Source organism: Streptococcus oralis, from assembly GCF_019929365.1.
Taxonomy (GTDB): Bacteria; Bacillota; Bacilli; order Lactobacillales; family Streptococcaceae; genus Streptococcus; species Streptococcus oralis_BT.
The window spans coordinates 194,808-220,506 of sequence record NZ_JAHZPH010000003.1; the positions used below are offsets into that span (position 1 = coordinate 194,808).

General features: G+C 37.1%; 22 protein-coding genes and 2 tRNA genes. 5 read left to right on the forward strand and 19 right to left on the reverse strand.

The features are described from left to right. Positions 1–93: 93 nt before the first annotated feature. The 12 genes from tsf to yfmF form a co-directional block, all read right to left on the reverse strand. Positions 94–1,134, reverse strand: a complete 1,041-nt coding sequence (tsf, locus tag K1I53_RS06055; protein ID WP_000808060.1) for a translation elongation factor Ts — start codon at positions 1,132–1,134, stop codon at positions 94–96. A 78-nt stretch (positions 1,135–1,212) separates the two neighbouring features. Further along, positions 1,213–1,992, reverse strand: a complete 780-nt coding sequence (gene rpsB / locus K1I53_RS06060; RefSeq protein ID WP_000268473.1) for a 30S ribosomal protein S2 — start codon at positions 1,990–1,992, stop codon at positions 1,213–1,215. 222 nt (positions 1,993–2,214) lie between these two features. Continuing rightward, the gene (gene pcsB, locus K1I53_RS06065; RefSeq protein ID WP_223328737.1) at positions 2,215–3,420 is read right to left on the reverse strand and encodes a peptidoglycan hydrolase PcsB; all 1,206 of its coding nucleotides are present in this window, start codon (positions 3,418–3,420) and stop codon (positions 2,215–2,217) included. 93 nt (positions 3,421–3,513) lie between these two features. Next, positions 3,514–4,008: a rod shape-determining protein MreD gene (mreD, locus tag K1I53_RS06070; protein ID WP_223328738.1), complete on the reverse strand. Its 495-nt coding sequence runs from the start codon at positions 4,006–4,008 to the stop codon at positions 3,514–3,516. A 2-nt stretch (positions 4,009–4,010) separates the two neighbouring features. Next, a complete protein-coding gene (gene mreC, locus K1I53_RS06075; protein WP_223328739.1) occupies positions 4,011–4,826 on the reverse strand; it encodes a rod shape-determining protein MreC in 816 nt (271 codons plus the stop codon). A 59-nt stretch (positions 4,827–4,885) separates the two neighbouring features. Beyond that, a complete protein-coding gene (locus K1I53_RS06080) occupies positions 4,886–5,680 on the reverse strand; it encodes an energy-coupling factor transporter transmembrane component T family protein (protein WP_000377877.1) in 795 nt (264 codons plus the stop codon). Continuing rightward, a complete protein-coding gene (locus K1I53_RS06085; protein WP_223328740.1) occupies positions 5,673–6,512 on the reverse strand; it encodes an energy-coupling factor transporter ATPase in 840 nt (279 codons plus the stop codon). Before K1I53_RS06085 ends, K1I53_RS06080 begins: the two co-directional genes overlap by 8 nt. Continuing rightward, positions 6,497–7,324 carry an energy-coupling factor ABC transporter ATP-binding protein gene (locus tag K1I53_RS06090; protein WP_223328741.1) on the reverse strand — a complete coding sequence of 276 codons (828 nt, stop codon included), beginning with the start codon at positions 7,322–7,324 and terminating at the stop codon, positions 6,497–6,499. Before K1I53_RS06090 ends, K1I53_RS06085 begins: the two co-directional genes overlap by 16 nt. After that, positions 7,321–7,866 (reverse strand): CDP-diacylglycerol--glycerol-3-phosphate 3-phosphatidyltransferase, encoded by a 546-nt coding sequence (gene pgsA / locus K1I53_RS06095; RefSeq protein ID WP_223328742.1) that lies wholly within the window; start codon positions 7,864–7,866, stop codon positions 7,321–7,323. The genes K1I53_RS06090 and pgsA overlap by 4 nt, the downstream gene beginning before the upstream one ends. 10 nt (positions 7,867–7,876) lie before the next feature. Then, the gene (rodZ, locus tag K1I53_RS06100; RefSeq protein WP_223328743.1) at positions 7,877–8,701 is read right to left on the reverse strand and encodes a cytoskeleton protein RodZ; all 825 of its coding nucleotides are present in this window, start codon (positions 8,699–8,701) and stop codon (positions 7,877–7,879) included. Positions 8,702–8,737: 36 nt separating this feature from the next. Beyond that, positions 8,738–10,021 (reverse strand): EF-P 5-aminopentanol modification-associated protein YfmH, encoded by a 1,284-nt coding sequence (gene yfmH, locus K1I53_RS06105; RefSeq protein WP_223328744.1) that lies wholly within the window; start codon positions 10,019–10,021, stop codon positions 8,738–8,740. After that, complete coding sequence (yfmF, locus tag K1I53_RS06110; RefSeq protein ID WP_223328745.1) at positions 10,018–11,268, reverse strand: EF-P 5-aminopentanol modification-associated protein YfmF; 1,251 nt, start codon at positions 11,266–11,268, stop codon at positions 10,018–10,020. The genes yfmH and yfmF overlap by 4 nt, the downstream gene beginning before the upstream one ends. A gap of 160 nt (positions 11,269–11,428) precedes the next feature. Here yfmF and yaaA point away from each other — a divergent pair, with 160 nt between their 5' ends. Further along, complete coding sequence (yaaA, locus tag K1I53_RS06115) at positions 11,429–11,797, forward strand: S4 domain-containing protein YaaA (RefSeq protein WP_223328746.1); 369 nt, start codon at positions 11,429–11,431, stop codon at positions 11,795–11,797. A gap of 2 nt (positions 11,798–11,799) precedes the next feature. After that, on the forward strand, positions 11,800–12,897 hold the full coding sequence (gene recF, locus K1I53_RS06120; protein ID WP_223328747.1) for a DNA replication/repair protein RecF: 1,098 nt from the start codon (positions 11,800–11,802) through the stop codon (positions 12,895–12,897). Positions 12,898–12,950: 53 nt separating this feature from the next. On the opposite strand, the gene guaB is transcribed toward recF, so the two are convergent. After that, positions 12,951–14,429: an IMP dehydrogenase gene (gene guaB / locus K1I53_RS06125; protein WP_000073416.1), complete on the reverse strand. Its 1,479-nt coding sequence runs from the start codon at positions 14,427–14,429 to the stop codon at positions 12,951–12,953. A gap of 162 nt (positions 14,430–14,591) precedes the next feature. After that, positions 14,592–15,617 carry a tryptophan--tRNA ligase gene (gene trpS, locus K1I53_RS06130; RefSeq protein ID WP_223328748.1) on the reverse strand — a complete coding sequence of 342 codons (1,026 nt, stop codon included), beginning with the start codon at positions 15,615–15,617 and terminating at the stop codon, positions 14,592–14,594. A gap of 195 nt (positions 15,618–15,812) precedes the next feature. On the opposite strand from trpS, the gene K1I53_RS06135 reads away from it, so the two are divergent. Together K1I53_RS06135 and K1I53_RS06140 are read left to right on the forward strand one after the other, a co-directional pair. Then, complete coding sequence (locus K1I53_RS06135; protein WP_223328749.1) at positions 15,813–17,435, forward strand: ATP-binding cassette domain-containing protein; 1,623 nt, start codon at positions 15,813–15,815, stop codon at positions 17,433–17,435. Between the two features lie 61 nt (positions 17,436–17,496). Then, positions 17,497–20,040, forward strand: coding sequence for a YfhO family protein (locus K1I53_RS06140; RefSeq protein WP_223328750.1), 2,544 nt, complete (start codon positions 17,497–17,499; stop codon positions 20,038–20,040). Between the two features lie 30 nt (positions 20,041–20,070). On the opposite strand, the gene K1I53_RS06145 is transcribed toward K1I53_RS06140, so the two are convergent. After that, positions 20,071–22,713, reverse strand: a complete 2,643-nt coding sequence (locus tag K1I53_RS06145; RefSeq protein WP_223328751.1) for a YhgE/Pip domain-containing protein — start codon at positions 22,711–22,713, stop codon at positions 20,071–20,073. A 129-nt stretch (positions 22,714–22,842) separates the two neighbouring features. On the opposite strand from K1I53_RS06145, the gene K1I53_RS06150 reads away from it, so the two are divergent. Then, positions 22,843–23,385 carry a TetR/AcrR family transcriptional regulator gene (locus K1I53_RS06150; protein WP_223328752.1) on the forward strand — a complete coding sequence of 181 codons (543 nt, stop codon included), beginning with the start codon at positions 22,843–22,845 and terminating at the stop codon, positions 23,383–23,385. Between the two features lie 38 nt (positions 23,386–23,423). Here the strand turns inward: K1I53_RS06150 and K1I53_RS06155 are convergent. The 4 genes from K1I53_RS06155 to comD all read right to left on the reverse strand — a co-directional run bounded on the left by K1I53_RS06155 (position 23,424) and on the right by comD (position 25,694). After that, a tRNA-Asn gene (locus tag K1I53_RS06155) sits at positions 23,424–23,497 on the reverse strand. 5 nt (positions 23,498–23,502) lie between these two features. Next, a tRNA-Glu gene (locus K1I53_RS06160) sits at positions 23,503–23,574 on the reverse strand. A 51-nt stretch (positions 23,575–23,625) separates the two neighbouring features. Then, positions 23,626–24,378 (reverse strand): competence system response regulator transcription factor ComE, encoded by a 753-nt coding sequence (gene comE / locus K1I53_RS06165; RefSeq protein ID WP_000866080.1) that lies wholly within the window; start codon positions 24,376–24,378, stop codon positions 23,626–23,628. After that, positions 24,375–25,694 (reverse strand): competence system sensor histidine kinase ComD, encoded by a 1,320-nt coding sequence (comD, locus tag K1I53_RS06170; protein WP_223328753.1) that lies wholly within the window; start codon positions 25,692–25,694, stop codon positions 24,375–24,377. Before comD ends, comE begins: the two co-directional genes overlap by 4 nt. Positions 25,695–25,699: the final 5 nt, after the last annotated feature.

Here is a 25,699-nt window from a genome sequence, read left to right on the forward strand (position 1 = left end):
ATGCACTTAGCCCTTATTAAAGGGCTTTTTGTTTACTCAAGAGCCTACTCTCTAGACCAAAAGAAAAAGGAAGCAGTTTTGCTTCCTTTTTCATTAGTTATTCAAGGCTGCTGCCATTGTAGCTGCAACTTCAGCTTCGAAGTCATTTGCAGCTTTCTCGATACCTTCACCAACTTCAAAGCGAGCGAACTCAACTACTGAAGCGTTAACTGAATCAAGGTATGCTTCAACTGTCTTGCTATCGTCCATGATGTAGACCTGAGCAAGAAGTGTGTAAGCTTGGTCAACTTTAGTGTTGTCAAGCATGAAGCGATCCATTTTACCTGGGATGATTTTGTCCCAGATTTTTTCTGGTTTGCCTTCTGCAGCCAACTCAGCTTTGATGTCAGCTTCAGCTTGAGCAATTACTTCTTCAGTCAATTGTGCTTTTGATCCATACTTCAAGTGTGGAAGGGCTGGTTTGTTAACCATTGCACGGCTTTCGTTGTCTTGGTCGATTACGTGGTTCAATTGTGCTAACTCATCTTTAACGAATTGAGCGTCCAATTCTTTGTATGAAAGAACTGTTGGTTTCATCGCTGCGATGTGCATTGACAATTGTTTAGCAAGAGCTTCGTCTCCACCTTCGATAACTGAGATAACACCGATACGACCACCATTGTGTTGGTAAGCTCCAAAGTGTTGTGCATCTGTTTTTTCGATCAAAGCAAAACGACGGAATGAGATTTTTTCTCCGATAGTTGCTGTTGCAGATACATAGGCTGCTTCAAGAGTTTCACCTGAAGGCATTGTCAAAGCAAGTGCTTCTTCGTTGTTAGCTGGTTTTCCTTCAGCAATTACTTTAGCTGTAGCATTTACCAAGTCAACGAATTGAGCGTTTTTCGCAACGAAGTCAGTTTCAGCGTTTACTTCAATTACTGCTGCAACATTACCGTTAACATAAACACCAGTCAAACCTTCTGCAGCAACGCGGTCAGCTTTCTTAGCTGCTTTCGCCATACCTTTTTCACGAAGCAATTCAATCGCTTTTTCGATATCACCGTCTGTTTCTACAAGCGCTTTTTTAGCGTCCATAACACCGGCACCAGATTTTTCACGCAACTCTTTTACAAGTTTAGCTGTAATTTCTGCCATTTTGATTCTCCTATATTTTTTAAAAATAGGAGAGCCGGGCTACGCCCCGCCCTCCTAGGTAATTACTATTTATATGAATTAAGCGTTATCGCCTTCTACAACTTCAACGATTTCTTCGATTGAGTCTGCTTGAGCTTCTGAAGCTGCAAATTCTGCTTCAACTGCTGCTGCATCTTCACCTTGACGTCCTTCGATGATAGCGTCAGCCAATTTAGCTGTAATCAATTTAACAGCGCGGATAGCGTCATCGTTAGCTGGGATGATTACATCAATATCGTCTGGATCAGTGTTTGTGTCAACCATCGCTACAACTGGGATACCCAATTTTTTAGCTTCTTTAACAGCGATTTGTTCTTTATGTGGGTCAACTACGTACATTACATCAGGGATACGAGGCATATCTTCGATACCACCCAAGAATTTTTCAAGACGTGCACGTTGTTTGTTAAGAAGTGCAACTTCTTTCTTAGGAAGAACGTCGAAGATTCCTTCTTCTTCCATACGTTTGATTTCTTTCAAACGAGCAATACGTTTTTGGATAGTTCCCCAGTTAGTAAGAGTTCCACCCAACCAACGGTGGTTGATGAAGTATTGACCTGAACGTACAGCTTCTTCAGCAACAGCGTCAGCAGCTTGTTTCTTAGTACCAACAAACAATACAACTGCATCGTTAGCTGCTGCGTCACGCATAAAGTCGTATGCTTGATCAGCGTATTTTACAGTTTGTTGCAAGTCGATAACGTGGATTCCGTTACGCTCAGTGAAGATGTACTTAGCCATCTTAGGGTTCCAGCGACGAGTTTGATGACCAAAGTGTACACCAGCCTCAAGAAGTTGTTTCATTGAAATTACTGCCATGAGTATTTCTCCTTTTTGTTTTTTCCTCTTCTCGATTTCAACTTGCAAAACGACCCAAGGGCAACAGTTTCACAATTCATCAAGAATGAGTATTATCGTTTACACGACAGGTTTCATTTTATCATATTTCAACAGTATTTTCAAGCTATTTAGTAGAATTTTAGTGGGACTTTCGGATAAAAACATTAAAAGAGACTCGATTGAGTCTCTTCGTTTTATACATTAGTTTGGATAGATGTATGTTACGTAACCTTCAGAAGTTGTAGTTGGGTTGAACCATCCACGTTTGTTTCCGATTGTACGATCTCCACCGTAGTTTGATTCTGATACTTGAATACGAGTTGATGATGAAACTGCTGTAACAACCGCTACGTGTCCATAACCACCATCATTCCAACATGCAATCGCACCAACTTGTGGAGTTGAACCTGTACGGAATCCTGCTGCGGCTGCACTTGTTGCCCACTGAGCTCCGTTGCCCCAGTAATCTCCAGCCCAAGGTGCCAATGTTTTAGCTCCCCAAGTACATTCACCAGTTGGATAACTTGAAGCATTTGAGCTGTAAGTTGGACGTTGTCTAGCAGGCGCTGGCGCAGGTGCCGGAGTGTAGCTTGAATCCTCCTCGTCAGTTGTTGATGTTGCTTGTACTTGAGCTGAGAAACTTGTGTTTCCAGAAGCAACAACTGATTGCTGTTGACTTGTTTGACGTGCTCTGTAAGCTGCTTCTGCTTCTGCTGCAGCACGTGCTTCTGCCTCTGCTGCTGCTTTCTGCTCTAGCAAACTAGCTTTCTCACCTTCTGCAGTAGTTTTCTCAGCAGCAAGATTCAACTCTGCAACCTTCAACTCAGCTTGCTTAGTTGTCAATGCCTGCGCATCATCAGCCAGTTTTTGTTGGTTCGCAATAACTGTATTGATTGCTTCATTATTGGCTACTTGTTTATCAGAAATTGCTTTTTTATCAGCCTTTTGTTGCTCCAACATTTTGTTGTTAGCCGATACAATCTCGCTCATTGCAGCAACACGCGAAATGGCTTCTGTGATTGATTTTGAGTTTACAATTGTATTAATGTAGCTAGTCGCAGCTCCATTTGTCTGTGCGCTACGTGCTTGTTTTTCTAAAGAAGCATTACGAGCCACGATATTTTTAGAAAGCTCTGTAATTTCTCCTTCAAGTTTTTTAGATTCAGCTTGTAATTTTTCGTTTTCAGCTTGCAAGCTTGCTTGCTCTGCTTGAATTGTTGAAACTTGACCTTGGATTTGATCCACTTGCTTTTGAGCTTCTTGTTGTTGCTCTGTTAAACTGCTAATTTTATTATCTTGAGCAGCAATTTTTTCATCAGTTGTTTCTGCACGAACAGTTGTCAATACTGCCGTTTGTGAGACCAATACTGTACTTAACAAAAGTGACGCTAAGATTTTTTTCTTCATATTCTATCGATACTCCTTCTATTTGAGACATTACTAGTATACCAAAAAAAGACATAATAAATATTACGCCTTTGTTACATTTATATTTCTTTCTCATAGATAATATTTTTCAAAAATGTATTGGAAAATCGCCATCCATAAGAAGTTCAGAATCATTGAAGGGACAAGGCTATAAACAATGAAAACCGGCATAGAATCTACAGTCAGTCCCACAGCAAGAGCCAAAAGATAGCTCCCCATATCAAACAGAAAACTGATCACAATAATGGTCAACATCCTTGTCCAACGATTTGTCAAAATCACGCTGTTAAACTTGTGGAGCGAAGCACCTATCAAGATAAACAAAAGCGTGGCAATTCCAATCAAGTGGAAAAAATAAATATCATAAACCAAACCCACTATACAACAATAGGCTAGATAGAGATACTCCGAGACCTCGATTGTCTCAAATAAGAGAAACAAGAATAGAAAATGACTGGCTAAATGAAAGTGGGGGAAGAAGGATCCCACCAGTTGTCCAATATGAGCATCAATTAGCACAACAAAAGGGAGTAAAAAGAAAATACCAATTTGTTTTAACAATCTCATTGCTAATTCCCCACTAACTCTACCACATGAAGATCTTTGATATCAGCACTTAACTTTACAGTTACCTCTCGTGTTAGATAGTCACTGCTGTGCGTTGTACCAACAATTTCTCCAACAGGAATATCTTTGACATTAAAGTTTCCTAGCCCACCTGTAGTCACCTTGTCTCCAGCACTGATGTCACTATTACTATTTAATTGACTGATTTTAAGCAGTTCAGATTCCTTGTCATAACCAACGATAATTCCGTAAATTTCAGTAGAACCATGTTGGATTTTAACAGAGATCTTATCCGTGTTTTCAGCGTTGGTTAAAAGATTGACAGTTGTTGAATGATCTTCCACCTTTGAAACACTACCAACCAAGCCCCCATTTGCAATGGCCAACATATTTTCAGAAGCTCCTTTTGAACTTCCCGCATCAATTGTTAACTCTTGCTTCCAAGATACTGGAGCACGCATAATCACATCTGCTGCTAGGGTTTTTGTAGCCTGCAATTTTGACTTCATCTCTAGCAACTGACGTAGTTGTTCATTTTCTGTTTTTAAACGTTCTGATTGATTAGACTCCACCTCTAATTGATAGAGTTGTTTTTTTAGACTCTCGTTTTCATTGTAAGTCTGCGTCAAATGGCCCAAATCCGATTTGAAAGTATCAAACCATTGAAAGGGTTTTTGAACAATTCTATCTACTAAAGAAATCCCATCTCCTAGTTTTGTCACAATAGCACTTGAATAGGTTGTAACTAATAGAACAGAAACTGCCAGAACTGTGACAAAAACGATGATTAGATATTTTGATTTTTTAAAACGGTTCATATTCCTACCTTTTTACTAAAGATCTACTACTGTGATTTTTTATCAATCTTACAAATCCACTAAGATTTTAAGAAAAATAAGAGACATCCCAGCACCAGAATCACAAGAATCGCCAGTGTATCCTTTTGACTCCATCTCAACTGTCTATACTGGCTTCTACCCTTTCCTCCCTTATAACCACGCGCTTCCATGGCAATTGCTAATGAATCTGCACGCTTTAAGCTCGTCGCAAAAAGAGGAATTAAAATCGGAATCATAGCCTTTACTTTTTGAACGATACTACCTTCACCAAAGTCAACTCCACGAGCCTTCTGAGCATTCATAATTCGCGTTGTGTCATCCATCAAGGTTGGAACAAAACGCAAACTCATTGATAACATGAGGCCAATTTCATGAACGGGAACTTTCACGCGTTTCAGCGGTGCTAAAAGAGCTTCAACTGCAGCTGCCAGACTCAAAGGCATGGTCGTTAATGTTAGCAAGGTTGAAAAGAAAATAATCAACACAAAACGACAGAAAATGATTCCTGCTTGTTGCAAAGCATAATCCGTTATTCTTATAAAAGAAAACTCAAATAAGACATTTCCACTTGAAATGAAAAAGAGCTGAAATAGAGTCGTAAAAGCAATCAAGAAAAACATAGATTTTAATCCCTGGACAAAAAACGAGAGGGAAACGCCCGACAAAGCGATAAATATACCTGTTGCTACAAAAAGAATGAGATTGGCGAGGGGATTGTTGGCCCAAAATACAATCAAAATCAACAGGATCATAGCGAGCAATTTGCTACGGGGATCCAAGCGATGAATGATAGAATCTCCTGGTATATAACGCCCTAAAATCATACTATCCATTTAGCGACTCCTTAAACTCCTCTATCTTGATTGGCAGTTTTTTAAAAGCTACACCTCTATCTGCCAAACGTTTACAAAAGGCTGTGATTTTAGGCACACCTAACTGTACATTTTCCATAGAGGCTACATCTTGGAAAACTTCGCTCGGTTTGCCACTTTTGACTAAACGCCCCTTTTCCATAACGTAAACCTGATCAGCATACTCAGCTACGTCATCCATCAAATGCGTTACCAGAACGATTGTCATTCCAGCAAGGTGAAGTTTTTTAAACAGGGTCATCAATTCTTTTCTGCCCAGAGGATCTAGCCCTGCTGTTGGCTCATCCAAAACCAAGACAGTTGGCTCCATAGCTAGCATACCTGCTATAGCCACACGTCTCATCTGGCCACCCGAAAGTTCAAAAGGACTGCGCTCAAAGAGTGACTCATCGATGCCCACCAAGGCTAACTTTTCACGCGCAATTTTCTTGGCTTCTTCCTCAGAAACTCCAAAATTTTGTGGTCCAAACGCAACATCTTTCAAAACAGTCTCTTCGAAAATCTGATTTTCAGCAAATTGAAACACTAGACCAACCCGCTTTCGAATCTGGCGAATTTCTTTATTTGTTGATGTAGGGGTAATGATGGTATCGAAAACTCGAACAGAACCCTTAGTTGGAACCAATAGGCCATTTAAAAGCTGTAAAATCGTTGATTTCCCACTACCCGTGTGTCCTACTAAAGCTGTATAGGAACCCTCCTCAATCGTCAAGGAAACATCAGTCAAAGCTGATGAAGATAGGGGAGTCCCCTCTTGATAGGTAAAGCTCACATTTTCTAGAGTAATTCCCATAACTTGTCCTCTAGCTCTCCTTCTGTCAAATAGCCATCTGGCAACTGATATCCAGTTTCTCTCAAAGATTCTCTCAATTGATTAGTAAAAGGCTCATCTAACCCTATCTGGTCAAGGTCATCCCGAGAAAAAAGTTCTCTTGGGCTGCTGGTTGACTCCACTTGGCCTTTTTTCATGACCAAGACACGATCACTCATCGCAACTTCTTCCAAATCGTGCGTAATGGAGACGACTGTCATCTGGTGGTCTTTTCGAATCTCTTGAACAGTCTGAATCAGTTCTCTGCGTCCCTCGGGATCCAACATACTTGTAGCCTCGTCCAGAATCAAAATAGCTGGTCTCAAGGCAACAACTCCTGCAATAGCCACCCGTTGTTTTTGTCCACCAGACAAACGAGCTGGTTCTCTCTTCTTAAATTCCAGCATACCTACCAACTCCAAAGATTCAGCCACTCTCTTTTTCATTTCTTCACGAGGAAGTCCCTGATTTTCTAAACCAAAGGCAACATCATCTTCAACAGTTGCGCCCACAAACTGGTTATCTGGATTTTGAAAAACCATACCAATTTGACGACGCAAGTCCCAAACATTCTCAGAAGACAGCAGTTGACCATCTATCCAGATTTCTCCAGACTCTGCTTCAAGCAAGCCATCAATCAAACGGATAGTTGTCGATTTCCCACTTCCATTATGACCTACAATCGAAAGCCATTCTCCACGTTTCACGTGAAACGAGACATTATTAACATCATAATGTTCCTGGTCTTCCTTGTAACGAAAAGACAGATCTTTTACTTCAATAACTGATTTCATTTCGAACCAAATGTCCCTTTGAATACATGAGCGCTACCCTTGAAATAATCATAACCAGAGTAGATAGTGAAAAACAAAGCGATATAAAGCAACAGTTGCCCAATTAAATTCCAATGTAAGAGCAAAAAGATAATAGCAAACATCTGACTAAAGGTCTTGATTTTCCCTGGCATCGCTGCTGCTAGAACTGTCCCTCCCGTCTCAACGAGCAACAGACGTAGGCCTGTCACAGCGAGTTCACGACAGATGATAATAGCAACAACCCAAGCTGGAGCCATACCCAACTCAATCAACATGATAAAAGCTGACATAACCAACAACTTATCCGCCATTGGATCTGCAAACTTTCCAAAGTTGCTGACCACATTCCATTTGCGAGCAAGATAACCATCAAGATAATCCGTTATACTAGCAACTGCAAAGATGATCGCTGCCAGCAGGTGACTGCCTTGTGAATGACCCAAAGTCAAAATAAGAATAAAGAGAGGTATAAAGAGAATTCTACCAATAGTTAATATATTAGGAATTTGTTCTTTCTTCATTGGTTTTTCCTTAATCTGTAGTGAATGTAAGTGTTACAGTTCCAGTCTGAGTTGTCAGCTTCGAGGTGTCGATCGTTTGATTGTCCACAGTTAAAGTAACTCCCTTCACTACACCTAAGGTGATAGTAACGGGATTCTTAGTTGAAACTGCTGTTTTTGCATTTTTATTGTCTGCGGATAGTGTCACACCACCCTCCAGCTCACTTCCTGAAACACTAACCCAGCTAGTTACATCCGAAACTGCCAGCTGAACCGTAGCTGTTTCCTTACTCGTTTTATACCGAGCTTCAATGCGGTTTCCTTCGCCTGACACTGTAATAGTTGATTCCGTAGTAGAAGATGGGCTAGACGTCTGACTACTAGAAGATGAACTAGATGAGGTTGTGGAACTAGTTGAGCTAACAACACTATAATTAGGCGAAGAAGGACGCGTTGGTTGAGTCTGGATATAATTCCAAACATAATAAGTCACAAAAATTAAAATCGACAAGGCAAATAAAATGAAATAAATCAAGGGCAGATAAGACGTTTTTTTCTTATTTGATCGTCTGCGACCAGACAAGTCTTCTTCATCGACATCTACCTCTTCATAAGTGATCATACTACCTGAATCATAGGCATCCAAAATAATTCGTTCATCCAATTCAACTGCCCAAGCATATTTTCTCAAAAAAGAACGAGCGTAGAAGGTACTAGGGAGTTGATCAAAATCATCTGCCTCCATAGCTTCTAATAAATTCATCTGAATATCCGTTTTTGCCTGCAGTTCTTCTATACTTAATCCCTGGTTAATTCTGGCTAGACGCAGAACCTCACCAATTGTTTTTTTTCTCATACTTAGCATTCCTTCTTTCTAGGGTTACTTAATCTTTTAAGCTGGAAAGATTGTAAAATCAACTAGATCACCATCATCTATCAAACGATGACCTGCTTCAAGAACATCGTCTAAAGTAATTTCTTGTAAAATTTTTGGTAAATCCAAAATAGTTTCTCCTCTGTCGACTGGTTCATACTGTGTCGCAATAAACTCCAAGGAGTTCATACTACTGAAAAATTCCCCAAACATCTCACTCTTAACAAGATCCAGATGTTCCTCTGTAAGATCTGAATCTTTCGTAAAGTTGCGAATAGCCTTTCGAAATTGATGCGACAACGAAACAGGTTCTTTCGTTTCCATCGTCAACATCACAAAATGAAAGCGACTGTTGACTTCAACCTCAAGTGACAATGACGCATCTAACTTCCCATTCTCATATAACTTTTGAAATCGCTCAGAAGTCCAACCAAACATCATCGTAAACAATAATTTTAGCAAAATATTATAACGGTAGCAATCTTCTGCTGCCACCTCACCTGCTCCCCTAATTCCAACAGCAAGTTTTGGTGAAGAGACTTCCATCCGAAGGCTATCTGTTTCTTTGACAGCTTGTAAAGTAAGCTTCTCCTTCCTTACTACCATGTCTTCCAAGTTTCTAAGTTTCTTTTGTGAAAAATACTTCTCAACCGTATCTACATCAAAATTGCCAACTAAAAACAAAGACATATTGACAGGTTTGTAAAAGGCTGTAAAGTTATCTTTTAAGTCATTTAGCTGGATATTATTAATTGATTTTTCGCTTCCAACAATATCTGCTGCCAGAGGAGTATTAGGATAAAGATTTGCTAATGTTGCAAAAAACAGACGCGAATCTGGATCGTCTTGGTACATCTCACGTTCCTGTTGGATAATTTCCCTCTCTCGCTCAACTGAATCTTCTGTAAAATGAGCAACTGTTACCAATTCTTCAAGCAAATCCAAATTTTCTGATAAATGATCTATTGTCGAAAACAAATAACTCGTCTTTGTAAAACTTGTAAAAGCATTGCTATCAGCTCCCAAGCGTGTAAAAGACTCCATAATATCTTCAGCATTTTCTCTCTCAAATAGTCTATGTTCAAGAAAATGTGCAATTCCAGCTGGATAACACTGTAAACCTTTTTCAGATAGTGTAAAGATTGTGTCTACTGATCCAAATTGAACTGTTACAACTCCGTAAACTTCATTAAATTGTTTCTTAGGAAGGAGAGACACTGTCAATCCATTTGATAGACGAGTCTGATAAACCGTCTCCTTTACAGCAGGATAGTATGTTTCTTCAAAGGTAACTGGTGTCATTCTATTCCTTCCATAAAGTATATCGCTTGTAACCGAACACTATTTGCTGCTTTGCAGATAGCTTCTTTATCAACTTTATTTAATTTTTCAATCCAATTGTCAAAATCTGATGTAGATTTCCCTAACAAACTATTCAAGTAAACTCGCTCGATTAGTGAGCTCTGACTATCTTGCGCAAGCAATAAGGTTCTGCGAATCATCTCCTTAGTCTGTTCAATCTCCAAATCTGTAAAATTACCTTTCTTTAGTTCAAGTAATTGATGATTCATCAGTTTTCTGGCTTGATTGCGCTTTTCCCGATCAATGCCAGCATACATCTTCAATTGGCCACTAAACAAATCCAATTGACTGGAGATAGTGTAGGCTAGACCAGCATTTTCCCGAACATTTGTAAAAAGCTTAGAGTGAGCAAAACCACCTAACAGACCATTCATTACTACCATGGCCAAATGATGCTTGTCTCCATAGCTCGTAGAACAATGGTAACCCAATTCCAAAACGGATTGGCCCACATTCTTACGAACCATTCCTTCCCGAAGGACGTTTGAATATGGTTGCTTGTACTGAGGCTTGACATGGAGTTGACGCCCAGTAAAGGAAAATGATCTCAACCACTCCTTCACTTCAACTTCATTGAAATCACCTAAGAAAAAGAAATCAATTCGATCATTTTTCAGAGCATCTTGCAAGCAAGTGTAACTACTTTTTGGAGACTCATTTGAAATGCGATTTCGTAAATCACTATATCTCAATTGAAGACGTTCATCATGAAAGAACAAGTTATCCAATTCCTTATGAGCAAAATAAAATGAATCATCCATATCAGTAGCTAAACTAGCCAATAATTGTTTTCTTTCAATTTCAAATAAGGCTGGCTCAAAGGCTCCATCTAGAACTAAGGGCGCAAATAAAGTCTGTTTCACTAATTCCAAAATTCGAGAAGTCAGAACATTTTTTTTACTCAAAAACTCATCCCGCACGTAGGTAAATGTTAAATCAAGAATATGTGCCTGTCCTCTACGATAAGCACTCGTAGAAATATCTGTCCCATACAAACTTGCTAAATATCTGCGAAAAGCTTGAGATGTTGGGTAAGCTTTATTGGCAGTCTCCAACATACTCGCACTTAACATGCGTCCCGCTATTGTCTCAAGAGATAAGGGAGCAGTAAAACGAATAGTGATTTTATTTGTTTTAAACTTTTTGGATTGAATAAAATGTGCTGAAATTCCAGGCACTAATTCCATACCTTACCTCCTTACATATAGAGTTCTATTATACCACGAAAATCAAAATTTTTCTTGTTCTCTTTATAGCTTTCAAAAGTAAAATCGTTTTCATTTCAGCTGACTTTCCTTCAGCTATTTCAGGGAAAATATGGTATAATACCAAAGATTGAGGTGAATTATGGAATACAAATTATTTGAAGAATTTATTACGCTCCAAGCCCTCCTAAAAGAGCTTGGAATTATACAAAGCGGTGGTGCTATCAAATCTTTTCTAATAGAGCATCAAGTTTACTTTAATGGTGAATTAGAAAATAGACGTGGAAAAAAAATTCGTGTTGGAGATACGATTGACATTCCTGATTTAAAGATTGACATCACCTTGACAAAATCAAGTTTAAAAGAGCAAGAAGAGTATCAAGCAGATAAGATTGAGAAAGAGCGAATTGCTAAACTTGTCAAAGAGATGAACAAGGGTGTAAAGAAAGAAAAACAAAAAACTTCTTCATCGCCTAAAACCAAACAACCCCCACGTTTTCCAGGAAGATAACCATGTGGCTTCAACATTTAACAATTAAAACCTTTCGAAACTACAAAGAGGCAAAAATTGATTTTAATCCAAAATTAAACGTCTTTTTGGGTCAAAATGCGCAAGGAAAAACCAATATTCTAGAAGCAATCTATTTCTTGGCCTTAACACGCAGCCATCGTACTCGAACAGATAAAAATCTCATTCATTTTGATGAAGAACAACTCCATCTTTCTGGCTTGCTACAGAAAAAAACAGGTTCTATACCTCTAGAAATTGATTTAACACCAAAAGGGCGTGTGACTAAAGTCAATCACTTAAAACAAGCTCGCCTATCAGACTACATCGGACATATGAATGTAGTTCTCTTCGCACCTGAAGATCTCCAGTTAATTAAAGGATCGCCCTCCGTTCGTCGAAAATTTATAGACATCGAACTGGGACAAATTAAACCAATTTACTTATCAGACCTATCAAACTACAACCATATACTCAAGCAGAGAAACACTTACCTAAAATCCAGTCAAAAGATTGACGAAACATTTCTGTCAGTCTTAGATGATCAGTTAGTAGAGTATGGTTGTCGCATTATAAAGCATCGAATAAAATTCATTAAAGATTTAGAGAAATTTGGTCAAAAAAAACACTTAGAAATCTCAAATCAATTAGAAGAGTTGTCAATATCTTATCAATCATCTGTCAACTTTACTGGTGAAGAGCAGTTGACGAATTCTTTTAAAATGGCTTTAGAAAAAAGTAGATCAAGAGATTTGTTTAAAAAGAATACTGGCGTTGGCCCTCATCGAGATGACATTGTTTTTTATATCAATGGAATGGACGCTAGTTTTGGGAGTCAAGGTCAACATCGTAGTCTTGTACTTTCTATCAAACTGGCAGAGATCGAGCTAATGGAAAGTATTACCAATGAGTCTCCGATACTCTTGCTTGATGATGTTATGAGTGAACTTGACAACACACGGCAACTGAAATTGCTAGAAACTATTTCAAAATCTATCCAAACCTTCATCACAACAACAAGTTTAGACCACTTGCAAAATTTGCCAGAAAATCTTAGTATTTTCAACATCAAAAACGGTAAAATTTCTGTAAATCAGCATTGACAACTTTGTAAACAAAAACAACTCCTGAAATTCAGGAGTTGTTTTTCTACTTCTTACATAGAGTAGTTTGGCGCTTCATTAGTAATTTGTACATCATGAGGATGGCTTTCTTTTAGACCAGCCCCAGACATTTCAATAAATTGAGCGTTGTCATGCAATTCTTTAAGGTTAGCTGCACCACAGTAACCCATACCAGAGCGAATACCACCAATCATTTGGAAAACAATATCAGCTGCTGCGCCTTTATAGGCTACGCGACCTTCAATTCCTTCTGGAACAAGTTTGTTTGCTTCATTGACAGAACCTTGGAAGTAACGGTCACTTGAACCTTTCTTCATTGCAGCGATTGATCCCATACCACGGTAAGTCTTAAACTTACGTCCTTGGAAGATTTCCGTTTCACCTGGCGCTTCGTCTGTTCCAGCAAACATTGATCCAAGCATAACAGCATTTCCACCTGCAGCAAGGGCTTTTACAATGTCTCCAGAATACTTGATTCCACCGTCAGCAATGATTGTTTTACCATATTCACGTGCAACTGCTGCTGCATCATAGATTGCTGTCACTTGTGGGACACCCACTCCTGCAATCACACGAGTGGTACAGATAGAACCTGGTCCGATACCGACTTTGACAACATCTACACCTGCATCATAAAGAGCACGCGCACCTTCTGCAGTTGCAATATTACCAGCAATCAAAGTGCGATCTGGGAAATGAGCACGAATTTCAGCAATTTTACGTAGAACCCCAGCAGAGTGACCATGAGCAGTATCAATAACAATCGCATCCGCTCCTGCCTCAAAAAGAGCCTCGGCACGTTCAAATGTATCTGAAGTAACACCTACCGCACCAGCAACTAGAAGACGGCCAAATTCATCCTTTGCTGCATTTGGAAATTCAATCACTTTTTCAATATCTTTAATAGTAATCAAGCCAGAAAGACGACCTTCTTCGTCTACCAAAGGAAGTTTTTCAATACGGTGTTCCTGAAGAATGCTTTCAGCTGTTGCAAGATCTGTACCCACAGGCGCAGTAACAAGATTTTCACTGGTCATGTGGTTTGAGATTGGCTGATTGTAATCTGAAATAAAGCGAAGATCTCGGTTTGTTAGAATACCAACCAATTTACGATTTTCAAGTGTTTCCACAACTGGAACACCACTGATACGGTAACGTCCCATCAGTTCGTCTGCTTCAGCAATAGTGTGTTCTGGAGTCAAGAAGAATGGATCAATAATAACACCATTTTCAGAACGTTTTACCTTGCGAACTTCATCTGCCTGTTGCGCAATAGACATATTTTTATGGATTACTCCAAGACCACCTGCACGAGCAATAGCAATGGCCATTTGACTTTCTGTGACTGTATCCATCGCGGCTGTTATAATTGGGATATTTAAAGTCAGATTATCTGCCAATTTTGTTGTTAAATCTGCATCATTAGGCAACACATGACTTTCTGCTGGAATGAGCAATACATCATCAAAGGTAAAACCTTTTTTTAAAAATTTAGTATCCCAATTAGACATTGAAGTTTCCTCTTTTCTTTCTTTTTGAGCTTGACTCTTTTTGTATTGTATCTATCATACCATTCTATGAAAATTTGTCAATTATATTTATAACAGAAAACATAAAAAAACTATCCCTGTGATTCTATGGAAGAGATAGTTTTACGATTCATATTTTATCTATTATTTAAAATAATTTAGTCCCATTGCTCCCTTAACTTCAGATAGAGTTTGCCCTGCAACCTCACGAGCTTTTTCACTACCTTTTTGAAGCATATTGTACACTTCGCCCATATCCTTAGCAAATTCGATACGGCGCTCACGAATAGGACCAAGTTCGCGTTCTAATATTTCAAGTAGATAACGTTTCGTCTTCACATCACCAAGACCACCACGTTGATAATGTTCTTTCATATCCGCAATGTCTTGAGCATCTTCAGGACGACCAAAAACATCTAGATAATGGAAAACCATATTTCCTTCAATCTTACCTGGATCCTCGACTCGAATATGGTTCGGATCAGTATACATGCTCATGACTTTTTTACGCAAGGTATCCGCATCATCAGCTAGATAAATACCATTATTAAGGGATTTAGACATCTTGGCATTTCCATCTAAACCAGGCAAACGCCCTGCTCTCTCATTTTCTGGATAAATACCTTCCGGTTCCACCAAGACATCACAGTTATAAGCATTATTGAAGGAACGAACAATCTCGCGAGTTTGCTCAATCATTGGTTTCTGATCTGTCCCAACAGGAACATAATTAGCTTTGAAGGCAGTAATATCTGCTGCTTGCGCAATCGGATAAACCAAAAATCCTGTCGGAATACTTTCTCCAAACCCTTTCTGAGCAATCTCTGTTTTCACTGTAGGATTGCGCTCTAAACGTGCTAGTGACACCAAATTCATATAGTACATAGACAGCTCAGCCAACTCTGGAATTTGACTTTGAATAAAGATAGTCGATTTACTAGGATCCAATCCAACTGCTAGATAATCTAAGGCAACATTCCCAATCGATTCTACAATCGTTTGAGGGTCTTTGGCATGATCTGTCAACGCTTGTTGGTCCGCCAAAAAAACAAACATGTCATACTTGTCTTCTTCCTGCAGTAATACTCTATTTTTAAGACTCCCAACATAATGTCCAATATGCAATTTTCCTGTTGGGCGATCTCCTGTTAAAATAATGGGTTTCGTCATTTTTTTCTCCTTCGAAATGGTCTCTTCAATTATAGCATTTTTTTGTTAAAATAACAGAAAATTATTTAAATCAAACGACTAACTCATTGTAAATAAAACTGTAAACTTAATTGACACAAAATTGACAGATAAAAATTTGAATATTTCTCTCTTTTCTAGTAGAATAAATGTATTACATATTATAGGAGAAAAATATTGCTTACAGTATCTGATGTTTCACTACGTTTTAGTGATCGCAAACTTTTTGATGATGTCAACATCAAATTTACAGAAGGAAATACATACGGATTAATTGGTGCTAATGGTGCTGGGAAGTCTACATTCTTAAAAATTCTGGCTGGTGATATCGAACCTACAACTGGTCACATCTCTCTTGGCCCAGATGAACGTCTCTCTGTCCTCCGTCAAAATCACTTTGACTATGAAGATGAACGTGCAATTGATGTCGTTATCATGGGAAATGAAAAACTATATAGCATCATGAAAGAAAAAGATGCTATTTACATGAAGGAAGATTTCTCAGACGAGGACGGTGTTCGTGCAGCTGAACTTGAAGGTGAATTTGCCGAACTTGGAGGTTGGGAAGCAGAAAGTGAAGCATCTCAATTACTTCAAAACCTAAATATTCCAGAAGAATTGCACTACCAAAACATGAGCGAATTGGCCAATGGTGAAAAAGTGAAGGTTCTCCTTGCTAAAGCCTTATTTGGTAAACCTGATGTTCTTCTTTTGGACGAGCCGACCAACGGTCTTGATATCCAGTCTATTACTTGGTTAGAAGATTTCTTGATTGACTTTGATAACACCGTTATCGTTGTATCCCACGACCGTCACTTCCTCAACAAAGTGTGTACTCATATGGCCGACCTTGACTTTGGAAAAATCAAACTCTATGTCGGAAACTACGACTTCTGGAAGGAATCTTCTGAGCTTGCTGCTAAATTGCTAGCAGACCGTAATGCCAAGGCAGAAGAAAAAATTAAGCAATTGCAAGAATTCGTTGCTCGCTTCTCTGCCAACGCTTCTAAGTCAAGACAAGCAACGTCTCGTAAAAAAATGCTTGACAAGATTGAATTAGAAGAGATTGTGCCATCTAGTCGTAAATATCCATTTATCAACTTTAAAGCAGAACGTGAGATTGGTAATGATCTCTTGACAGTAGAAAACCTAACTGTCAAAATTGATGGTGAAATTATTCTAGACAATATTAGTTTCATCTTGCGTCCAGGTGATAAGACGGCTCTTATTGGACAAAATGACATCCAAACGACTGCATTAATTCGTGCAATCATGGATGACATCGACTATGAAGGAACTGTCAAGTGGGGGGTTACTACTAGCCGTTCTTACTTACCAAAAGACAACTCAGCTGATTTTGCAGGTGGAGAGTCAATCCTTGACTGGTTGCGTCAATTTGCAAGTAAAGAAGAAGATGACAATACCTTCCTACGTGGTTTCCTTGGTCGTATGCTCTTTTCTGGAGATGAGGTTAACAAACCTGTAAACGTCTTGTCAGGGGGAGAAAAAGTACGTGTCATGCTTTCAAAACTCATGCTCTTGAAATCAAATGTCCTTGTACTTGATGATCCAACAAACCACTTGGACTTGGAATCTATCTCAAGCTTGAACGATGGATTGAAAAACTTTAAAGAATCAATCATCTTTGCCAGTCATGACCACGAGTTTATCCAAACTTTGGCAAACCATATCATTGTTTTGTCTAAGAATGGCGTCATTGATCGTATCGATGAAACCTACGATGAATTCCTAGAAAATGCAGAAGTACAAGCAAAAGTTAAAGAACTTTGGAAAGACTAAATAAGACTTCAAAACTCAGTTGGGTTAACCAACTGAGTTTTCTATCATTCCACGAGGTAACATGAAATCATTTTTTAAAACATATTGGACCTATTTTATTTCTTTCATCATTCCTGTAGTGATTATGTCTGGAGTATATTTATCTCAAGGTATCTACTGGAATAGCGATACATCTCCACTATTAGGAGATGGTTTCCATCAATACGTTATTTTTGATGTGGCTTTACGAAATATTTTACATGGAAATGGTAGTTTGTTTTACACCTTTACAAGTGGCCTCGGACTGAATTTCTATGCTCTATCTAGTTATTACTTGGGTAGTTTTCTCTCACCTCTGGTTTACTTTTTTAATCTGTCGAATATGCCAGATGCTGTTTATCTAACAACTCTATTAAAATTTGGATTGATTGGTCTGTCAACCTTCTTTAGTCTAAATAGATTATTTAAAGATATTCCGAAATCTTTAAAACTGGCCTTATCTACTTCTTATGCTCTGATGAGCTTTACTGTCAGTCAGTTAGAGATAAAAACCTGGTTAGATGTTTTTATCTTGATTCCTTTAATTATAACCGGTTTACACCTACTTATAACACAAAAGAAGCGCCTACTATACTTTACAAGCTTGTCAATCTTATTTATTCAAAATTATTATTTTGGATATATGACAGCATTGTTCCTTATTTTTTGGTATTTCTGCCAAATTTCTTGGGACTTTAAAACTCGAAAATCATCTTTTCTTGATTTTGTTGTTACCTCCTTTTTAGCAGGAATGGCTAGTTTGATTATGACTCTTCCTACACTGTTTGATTTACAAACTCATGGGGAAAAGTTAACTGCCATCACAAAATTAAAAACAGATAGTAGCTGGTATCTGGATATTTTCGCAAAACAATTCATTGGATCTTTTGATACAACTAAGTATGGATCTATACCAATGATTTTTGTTGGATTGCTTCCCTTTATTTTAACCATTCTATTTTTCACAATAAAATCCATAAGGTTTCACGTGAAACTTACCTATGCAATTTTCTTTACTTTTTTAATAACAAGCTTTTACATAGAGGCACTTGATCTATTTTGGCAAGGGATGCATACCCCAAATATGTTTTTGCATCGCTATGCTTGGATCTTTTCTACTCTGTTAATTTATACTGCAGCAGAAGTCTTAAATCGCCTAAAAGAACTGAAACTCTGGAATCTATTTGTCTCACTTTTTCTTGTACTGACAGGATTTTTGGCTACTGTATACTTTAAATCACACTATTCTTTTTTAACTGATTTGAATATCCTACTCACTCTTGAATTTCTACTAGTTTATGCTCTTTTACTTCTTGCAGTCATTAGAAAATTTATCTCTATAAATCTATTTGCAATTCTTTTGTCTTTATTTATAACAGTTGAGATAAGCTTAAATGCTTCATCTCAAATGGAAGGAATAGCTAAAGAATGGGCCTTTGCTTCTCGTAGCGCCTATAATAGAGATATCACCGCTATGGAATCCATTCTAAACCAAATTGACAATCCATTTACACGTACTGAAAAACTGCAAATTCAGACTGGGAATGACAGTATGAAATTTAACTACAATGGAATCTCTCAATTTTCGTCTGTACGAAATCGTTCAGCTAGCACTAGTTTGGATAAACTGGGATTCAAATCCTCTGGAACCAACCTCAATCTCCGTTATGCAAATAATAGTCTTTTAGCAGATAGTTTATTTGGAATCCAGTACAATATTTCTGAAAATTCACTTGATAAGTATGGCTTTCAAGAGATTTATCAAAAGGATCATTTAACCTTATATAAAAATCAACTCTCTTTACCCATTGTCTTTGCTACTCAATCTATTTACACAGATGTAAACTTTAATAATCATACTCTGGATAATCAGGCTTTATTTATAAACCAGCTTGCTAATCTCAACTTAGATTACTTCTCCCAAATAGCATCTGATAAAACAGATACTTCAGATGGTTTAACGAGCATCACAGGTTCTGCGAATGAAGATGCAAAGATTGATTATCAAATTGAGGTTCCTCAAAATAGCCAAGTCTATCTCTCTTTTTCAAATCTTCATTTTACAAATGATAAGCAAAAGAAAGTTGACATCCTTGTCAATGGTGAAAAAAAGACTTTTACAACTGACAATGCCTTTAATTTCTTTAATTTGGGTTATACTGAAGAACAGAAAGCTTTCAATATCAGTGTTAGTTTCCCTGAAAATTCTCAGGTGTCATTTGAATCTCCAACCTTCTATCGTTTAGATACTCAGGCTCTTACTGAGGCAATTCAAAAAATTAAAGAACAACCTGTAGAAGTATCCACCTTTAAAAATAAAGTCTTTGCTACATATGAAGTAAAACAAGATACCTCTATTTTCTTCACTATTCCTTATGACAAAGGTTGGTCTGCATACCAAGATGGGAAAAAACTTGAAATCAAGCAGGCTCAAACTGGTTTTATGAAAGTTGATGTTCCAAAGGGAAAAGGCACCATTACACTTTCCTTTATCCCCAATGGTTTTGTTATTGGAGCAGCCTGCTCACTAACTGCCCTTCTTCTTTTTGGGATCTATAATCACATACGAAATTTATCTAAGACATAAAAAGATTGACCAAGGAATTGGTCAATCTTTTTAATCTTCTTCCATTTTCTTAGGTTGATAAGCTAGCATACCTAAAGCAGTAAAGAAAACTAGTATTATAATAAGGAAAATGACTTGTTGATGAATATTTCCTGTCATAGAAATTGTTTGTCGTAATCCAGAAACCGAATAACTCATTGGTAACCAAGGATTAATAGCTCTAAAGAAATTATTTGTCAAAGCAAGTGGATAGGTACCTGCACTTGATGCTAACTGTAATAAAAGCAAAATAAGAGAAAAGAAAGCTCCTATACGGCTATTCCATGTTGTTAATGCAGTTACCATAGACATAAATGTTAAGCTTGCGATAATAATTAAGAACAAGGTTCTCATTTCATGATTTGCTGTTAGACCAATAAGATGAACGCCACCATAGACTAAGACAGCGGCTAAAACAGCTATAACTCCATTTATCTCAAAGCGAGATTTGAACCAAGCCCAGCGAGTTTCAGGATGACGACCTGAAGGTAATTTAGCAAAAATCATATTTGTTGATAATGCAGCGACAAAGAGAGCGACTGATATCATATAAGGAGCCATAGCAATCCCATTTACAGGAACTTGATCATTGTCTATTTTTGAAAGATTGAGTGGATTTGACAAAATCTCTGCATTTTTAGATTCTGTTGATGCTGATTTGAGTTGATCACTAGCATTACCTAGTCCTTGTCCTAAAGAAGCAACTCCTGCCTGTAAATCTTCCAATCCAGAAGTTAACTTTGTTCCACCTTCTGCAAGTTTCCCAGATCCATCTGCCAATTTATTAACTCCATTCTCTAATTGAGAAGCACCTGAAAGTAACTGACTGGATTTGTCTGCTAATTGACCAGATCCTGATTGTAATTTATCAACTCCTGCCATTAATTCTTGACTCTTTTGATTCAATTGGTTAGAGCCAGTTGATAATTTTTCAATACCAGATACTAATTCTGGAGTTTTTTCAACTAATTGACCAACTCCTGCTGTCAAGCTAGAAGATTTTTGTGTCAAGGTGTTTGAGCCTGAAACTAGTTGATCCAAACTACCTGTCAAGGTGGAATTCTTTTCACTTAGTTGACTTGCGCCCTGAGAAACTTTATCAACACCTGCAGTATATGCATTTACACCTGATGCAATCGACTGACTAGCAGGAACTAATTTACTCGTCACTGCTCCCTGTATTTCTGTTAATCCACTTGACAATCCTGTCAAAGAAGTAGAAGCAATAGGTAATACTTGATTAGCTTGATTTTTTAACGTCGAAAGATTTGAAGATTGATTTTGTAAGTTTTCTAAACTTCCCTGTAAACCTTGTACTAAAGCTATAATTGACTGAGCCGATTGAATACTATCAGTCGAATTTTGAGATACAGAAGCACTTATCTCAGCTTGTTGCTCACTTGTCAAGGATTGATAAGCTGCTGTCGATTGAATATTTGCTAATGTAGCTGCTTTATCAGACTGAGCACTTGCTAACATTTGATTAGAAAGAGATACTATACTTGATAAACCAGAATCTAATTGTTTTGTATCTCCAACATCAATATTTTGAATAGCTTGATTTAACTGATTCAGACCAGAAGATAATTGATTAATTTGATCTTTTTTCCCAGACGAAGCATCTAACTTGCTAGAAAGTTGTTGAATCCCTTCACTTAATTGCTCCACCCCCATTCGAAGTGTAGCTGATTGATTAGATAACTGATTAGCACCTGTTGCAAGACTTCCCACTCCATTGGTGTAGACACTAACACCAGATGAAAATTGATTAAGACCAGCATTAAGCTGAGAAACACCGCCAGTATAGGATTCTACACCAGTATATAACTGATTGATTCCTCTTACTAATTCAGGACTTTTAGAAGATAATTGACCTAATCCCCTATCTAATTGACTCACTGCACCAGTATATGTAACTAAACCACTATTAAAATTCCCTAAGCCAAGATGAAGTTGTTCAACACCAGAGACATAAGAGGATAATCCTTTAGTAAACTGCTCCGTTCCATTTGAAAATGTTAAACTTGAATCTGCTAAAGAGTGTAGGTTAGTAGTCAATGTTTGACTTCCTGTCACTAACTGATTCGCTCCATCAGTTAATTTTTCACTACCAGAAGCCGCTTGACTCATACCATCCTTTAATTCGACCATCTTATCAAATAAAGCTTTAGTATAGGTCTCGGTTACATTGGTAGAAACATTCTGCTTCAATTGTGTCATCGCAGAATCGCTCATCTTGCTAGCAATAAAACTATGACCACTTGAAGTCTGATAATCGATTTGCATTTGCTCTGGATGATTCGTTAAAATAGAAGCTGCTTTTTCAGATAAATCACTTGGTAAAGTCACTACCATATAGTAATTGCCATCTTCCAATCCCTTCTTTCCTTCATCTTCATCTACGAAATGAAAATCTAAGCTTTTATTTTCTTTTAAATTTGACACCATGTCTTTTCCTATAGCCATGGTATTACCGTTATAGGAAGCTTCTTTATCATTATTGACAACTGCTACAGGTAATTCTGATAATTGACCATACGGATCCCACATAGATGATAAAAATATAATGTTGTATAGAGCTGGAATGAGAGAAATCCCTATCATTACAATGATAAAGGTCGGTTTTTTAAATATTGCTTTCCATTCTTTAAACATATTTTCTCCTTTTTTAAACATATTGTCTAAATTTTTGATATAATAGATTATACATCAAAAAATCCAAATTACAAGGTAAAAAATACTTTTTTTAGACACATCGTCTATTTTTGTATACAAGGAGGAAGTATGAAAGAAAGTAACAAACGTTTAAAAACAAAACGAATTATCGAAAATGCCATGGTTCAATTATTGATGGACCAACCCTTTGATCAAATTTCTACTGTCAAGTTAGCAGAAAAAGCCGGAATCAGTCGTTCCAGCTTTTACACTCACTACAAGGATAAGTATGATATGATTGAGCATTACCAAAGTAAGCTCTTTCATACCTTTGAGTATATTTTCCAAAAACATGCTCACTATAAAAGAGATGCTATTTTAGAAGTATTTGAATATTTAGAGTCTGAGCCACTCTTGGCTGCACTCTTATCTGAAAATGGTACAAAAGAAATCCAAAATTTCTTGAGAAATAAGCTTCATATTATGCTCAGCACTGACCTTCAAAAACGCTTTATGCAACTACAACTAAATCCAATTGAACTCGAATACAGCAGTATTTATCTAACAAATGCCCTATTTGGTGTTTGCCAGACTTGGATTGCCCACGGAAAAAAAGAAAGTCCGCAAGAAATGACAGACTTCCTTATGAAAATGCTAGGTGATACAAACTAAGAATAAAAAGAACACCATCAGGTGTTCTTTTTATCTGACTCCGCCAGTAGGACTCGAACCTACGACATCATGATTAACAGTCATGCGCTACTACCAACTGAGCTATGGCGGATAAAATAGTCCGTACGGGATTCGAACCCGTGTTACCGCCGTGAAAAGGCGGTGTCTTAACCCCTTGACCAACGAACCATCTATTTGTAGCAGATATAACCATTATATCAATTTCTTACTAATTGTCAATCACTTTTTAGATTTTTTCTCTAGAATATCTTTTAGTTTGCGGACTTTTAAACGAGTGATGGGGCAGCGATGATCTTCATAAAAGACAACTTCTAGATTCTTTCGATCAATTTCTCTCACATTTCCAATATTGATTAGGAAAGATTTATGAGGAGAATAAAATCGCTGGGTATGTTTGTCCTTTTCTTGAATATCTGTCATTGTTCCGTAGAACTCTTTGGCAAAATTCTTACCAATAATTCGCAGTTTATGAGAAACACCTGTTGTTTCGATATACAAAATATCATGGTAAGGGATTTTCAAATCATTTCCCTTATAGTTATAATCAAAATAGTCTACAACATCTTCGTTTTCAAGCAACATGCTCTTAGTGTAAAAAATACTCTGCTCGATACGTTTTTTAAACAATTCATCATTGATGTCTTTATCAACAAAATCTAAGGCTGATACCTGGTATTTATAAGTTAAAGTAGCAAATTCAGATCGACTAGTAATAAAGACAATAATAGCATAGGGATTGTGATGACGGATAAACTGTGCCACTTCAAATCCCTTTTTCTCAATCCCGTGAATATCGATATCTAGGAAATAAAGCTGATTTACTTCATCATTTTCGATATATTCCTTAAACTCACGAACTTTTCCTGTTGTCTTGTAAGAAATAGGAATATTTGATTCCTCAGAGATTTCATTCAATATTCTCTCAAGTCTCACTTGATGCTCAATAACATCTTCTAAAATTAATACTTTCATTCAAATTCCCTCTTAAATCTAATAATTTGTCTAAATGTGTTGTCTTCCATCTCTGTTTCTAACATAATGTTGTCATACTTATCTAAAATCTCTTTGACACTATTAAGTCCGAGACCTCTATTTCTTCCCTTGGTAGAGAAACCTAAAGCAAATAGGTCCTCTGAAGGCGTCATAGTAATTTTACATGAATTCTGGATGACTATAACTGTTTCAAAATCCATTTTAATGACTGCAACTTCCATTTGTTTCAAGTAACTATCTGCAGCACCTTTAACAGCATTATTTAATAAAATGCTCATGATACGAACAAGATCAAGTAAATCCATTGACAATTTCGTAATAACATCCTTTACTTCCAATGTAAACTCTACATCATTGTTTCGTGCATAGACAATGGATTGAGCAATCAAACTACGTAAAGCTGAATCTTCTATATTATTCAAATCAAAGTAAGTATATTTCTCTGAACGCAATTTTTGATTCGCTTTTACTAAAACTTCATTGTAAATCCTGTCAATTTCTTGTAAATCTCCACTGTCAATTGCCATTTGCATGCTGACAAGCATACCTGCATAGTCATGACGAAAACCTCGAATTTCATTATACAATCCAACAATTTCATCTGTATAGGTTTGTAAATGTTTTTGTTCGAATTTCTTCTGCTTCAAAGCAATGTCTTTTTCAACTTGAACCTTGTAAGAGTTCATTGCAAAGAAGGTTAAAAGGAGTCCAACAAAAACTACGGATGATAAAATACTTCCAAAACTATTTAAATGAGAAATAGTACTCACGATATCTGAAATAAAAGAGACGATATGTAGGAAGATAAATGCATATAGCACTTTTTTCAAAAAAGAATAGAGATAGTCTTTGTCAAAATATTTAAGTTCTAGGTTGAAATAGGTGATAATTTTTTTAATTATAAAATAGGTTAATAACAAAACTACCAAAAAGAAAAGATCTTCATGTTGTAATGCTAATTGATCTCCTGTTATAGAGGATAAAGTTACCGATATGAATGTATGGGTAGTGTGATATAAAAGAGAAATTAATAAACTAATAAAAATTCCTTTATACTTATCATATTTCTTTAATCCTCTTAAATAACCATATATCACTAAAGGGAATAAAAATTTCTCTCCCCCTAATCCATGTAAAGATACAAAATAAAAGAAAAATTCAACTACTAACTGTAATATAAATAGCCAAATACTGAACACATATAATTCTTTTATAGTTGTTTTACAAATCCATTCATAACTTCTGCTAAGAATAAAAAGACCTAGAATAACTATTGTCAATCCGAATAAATTCATTATTT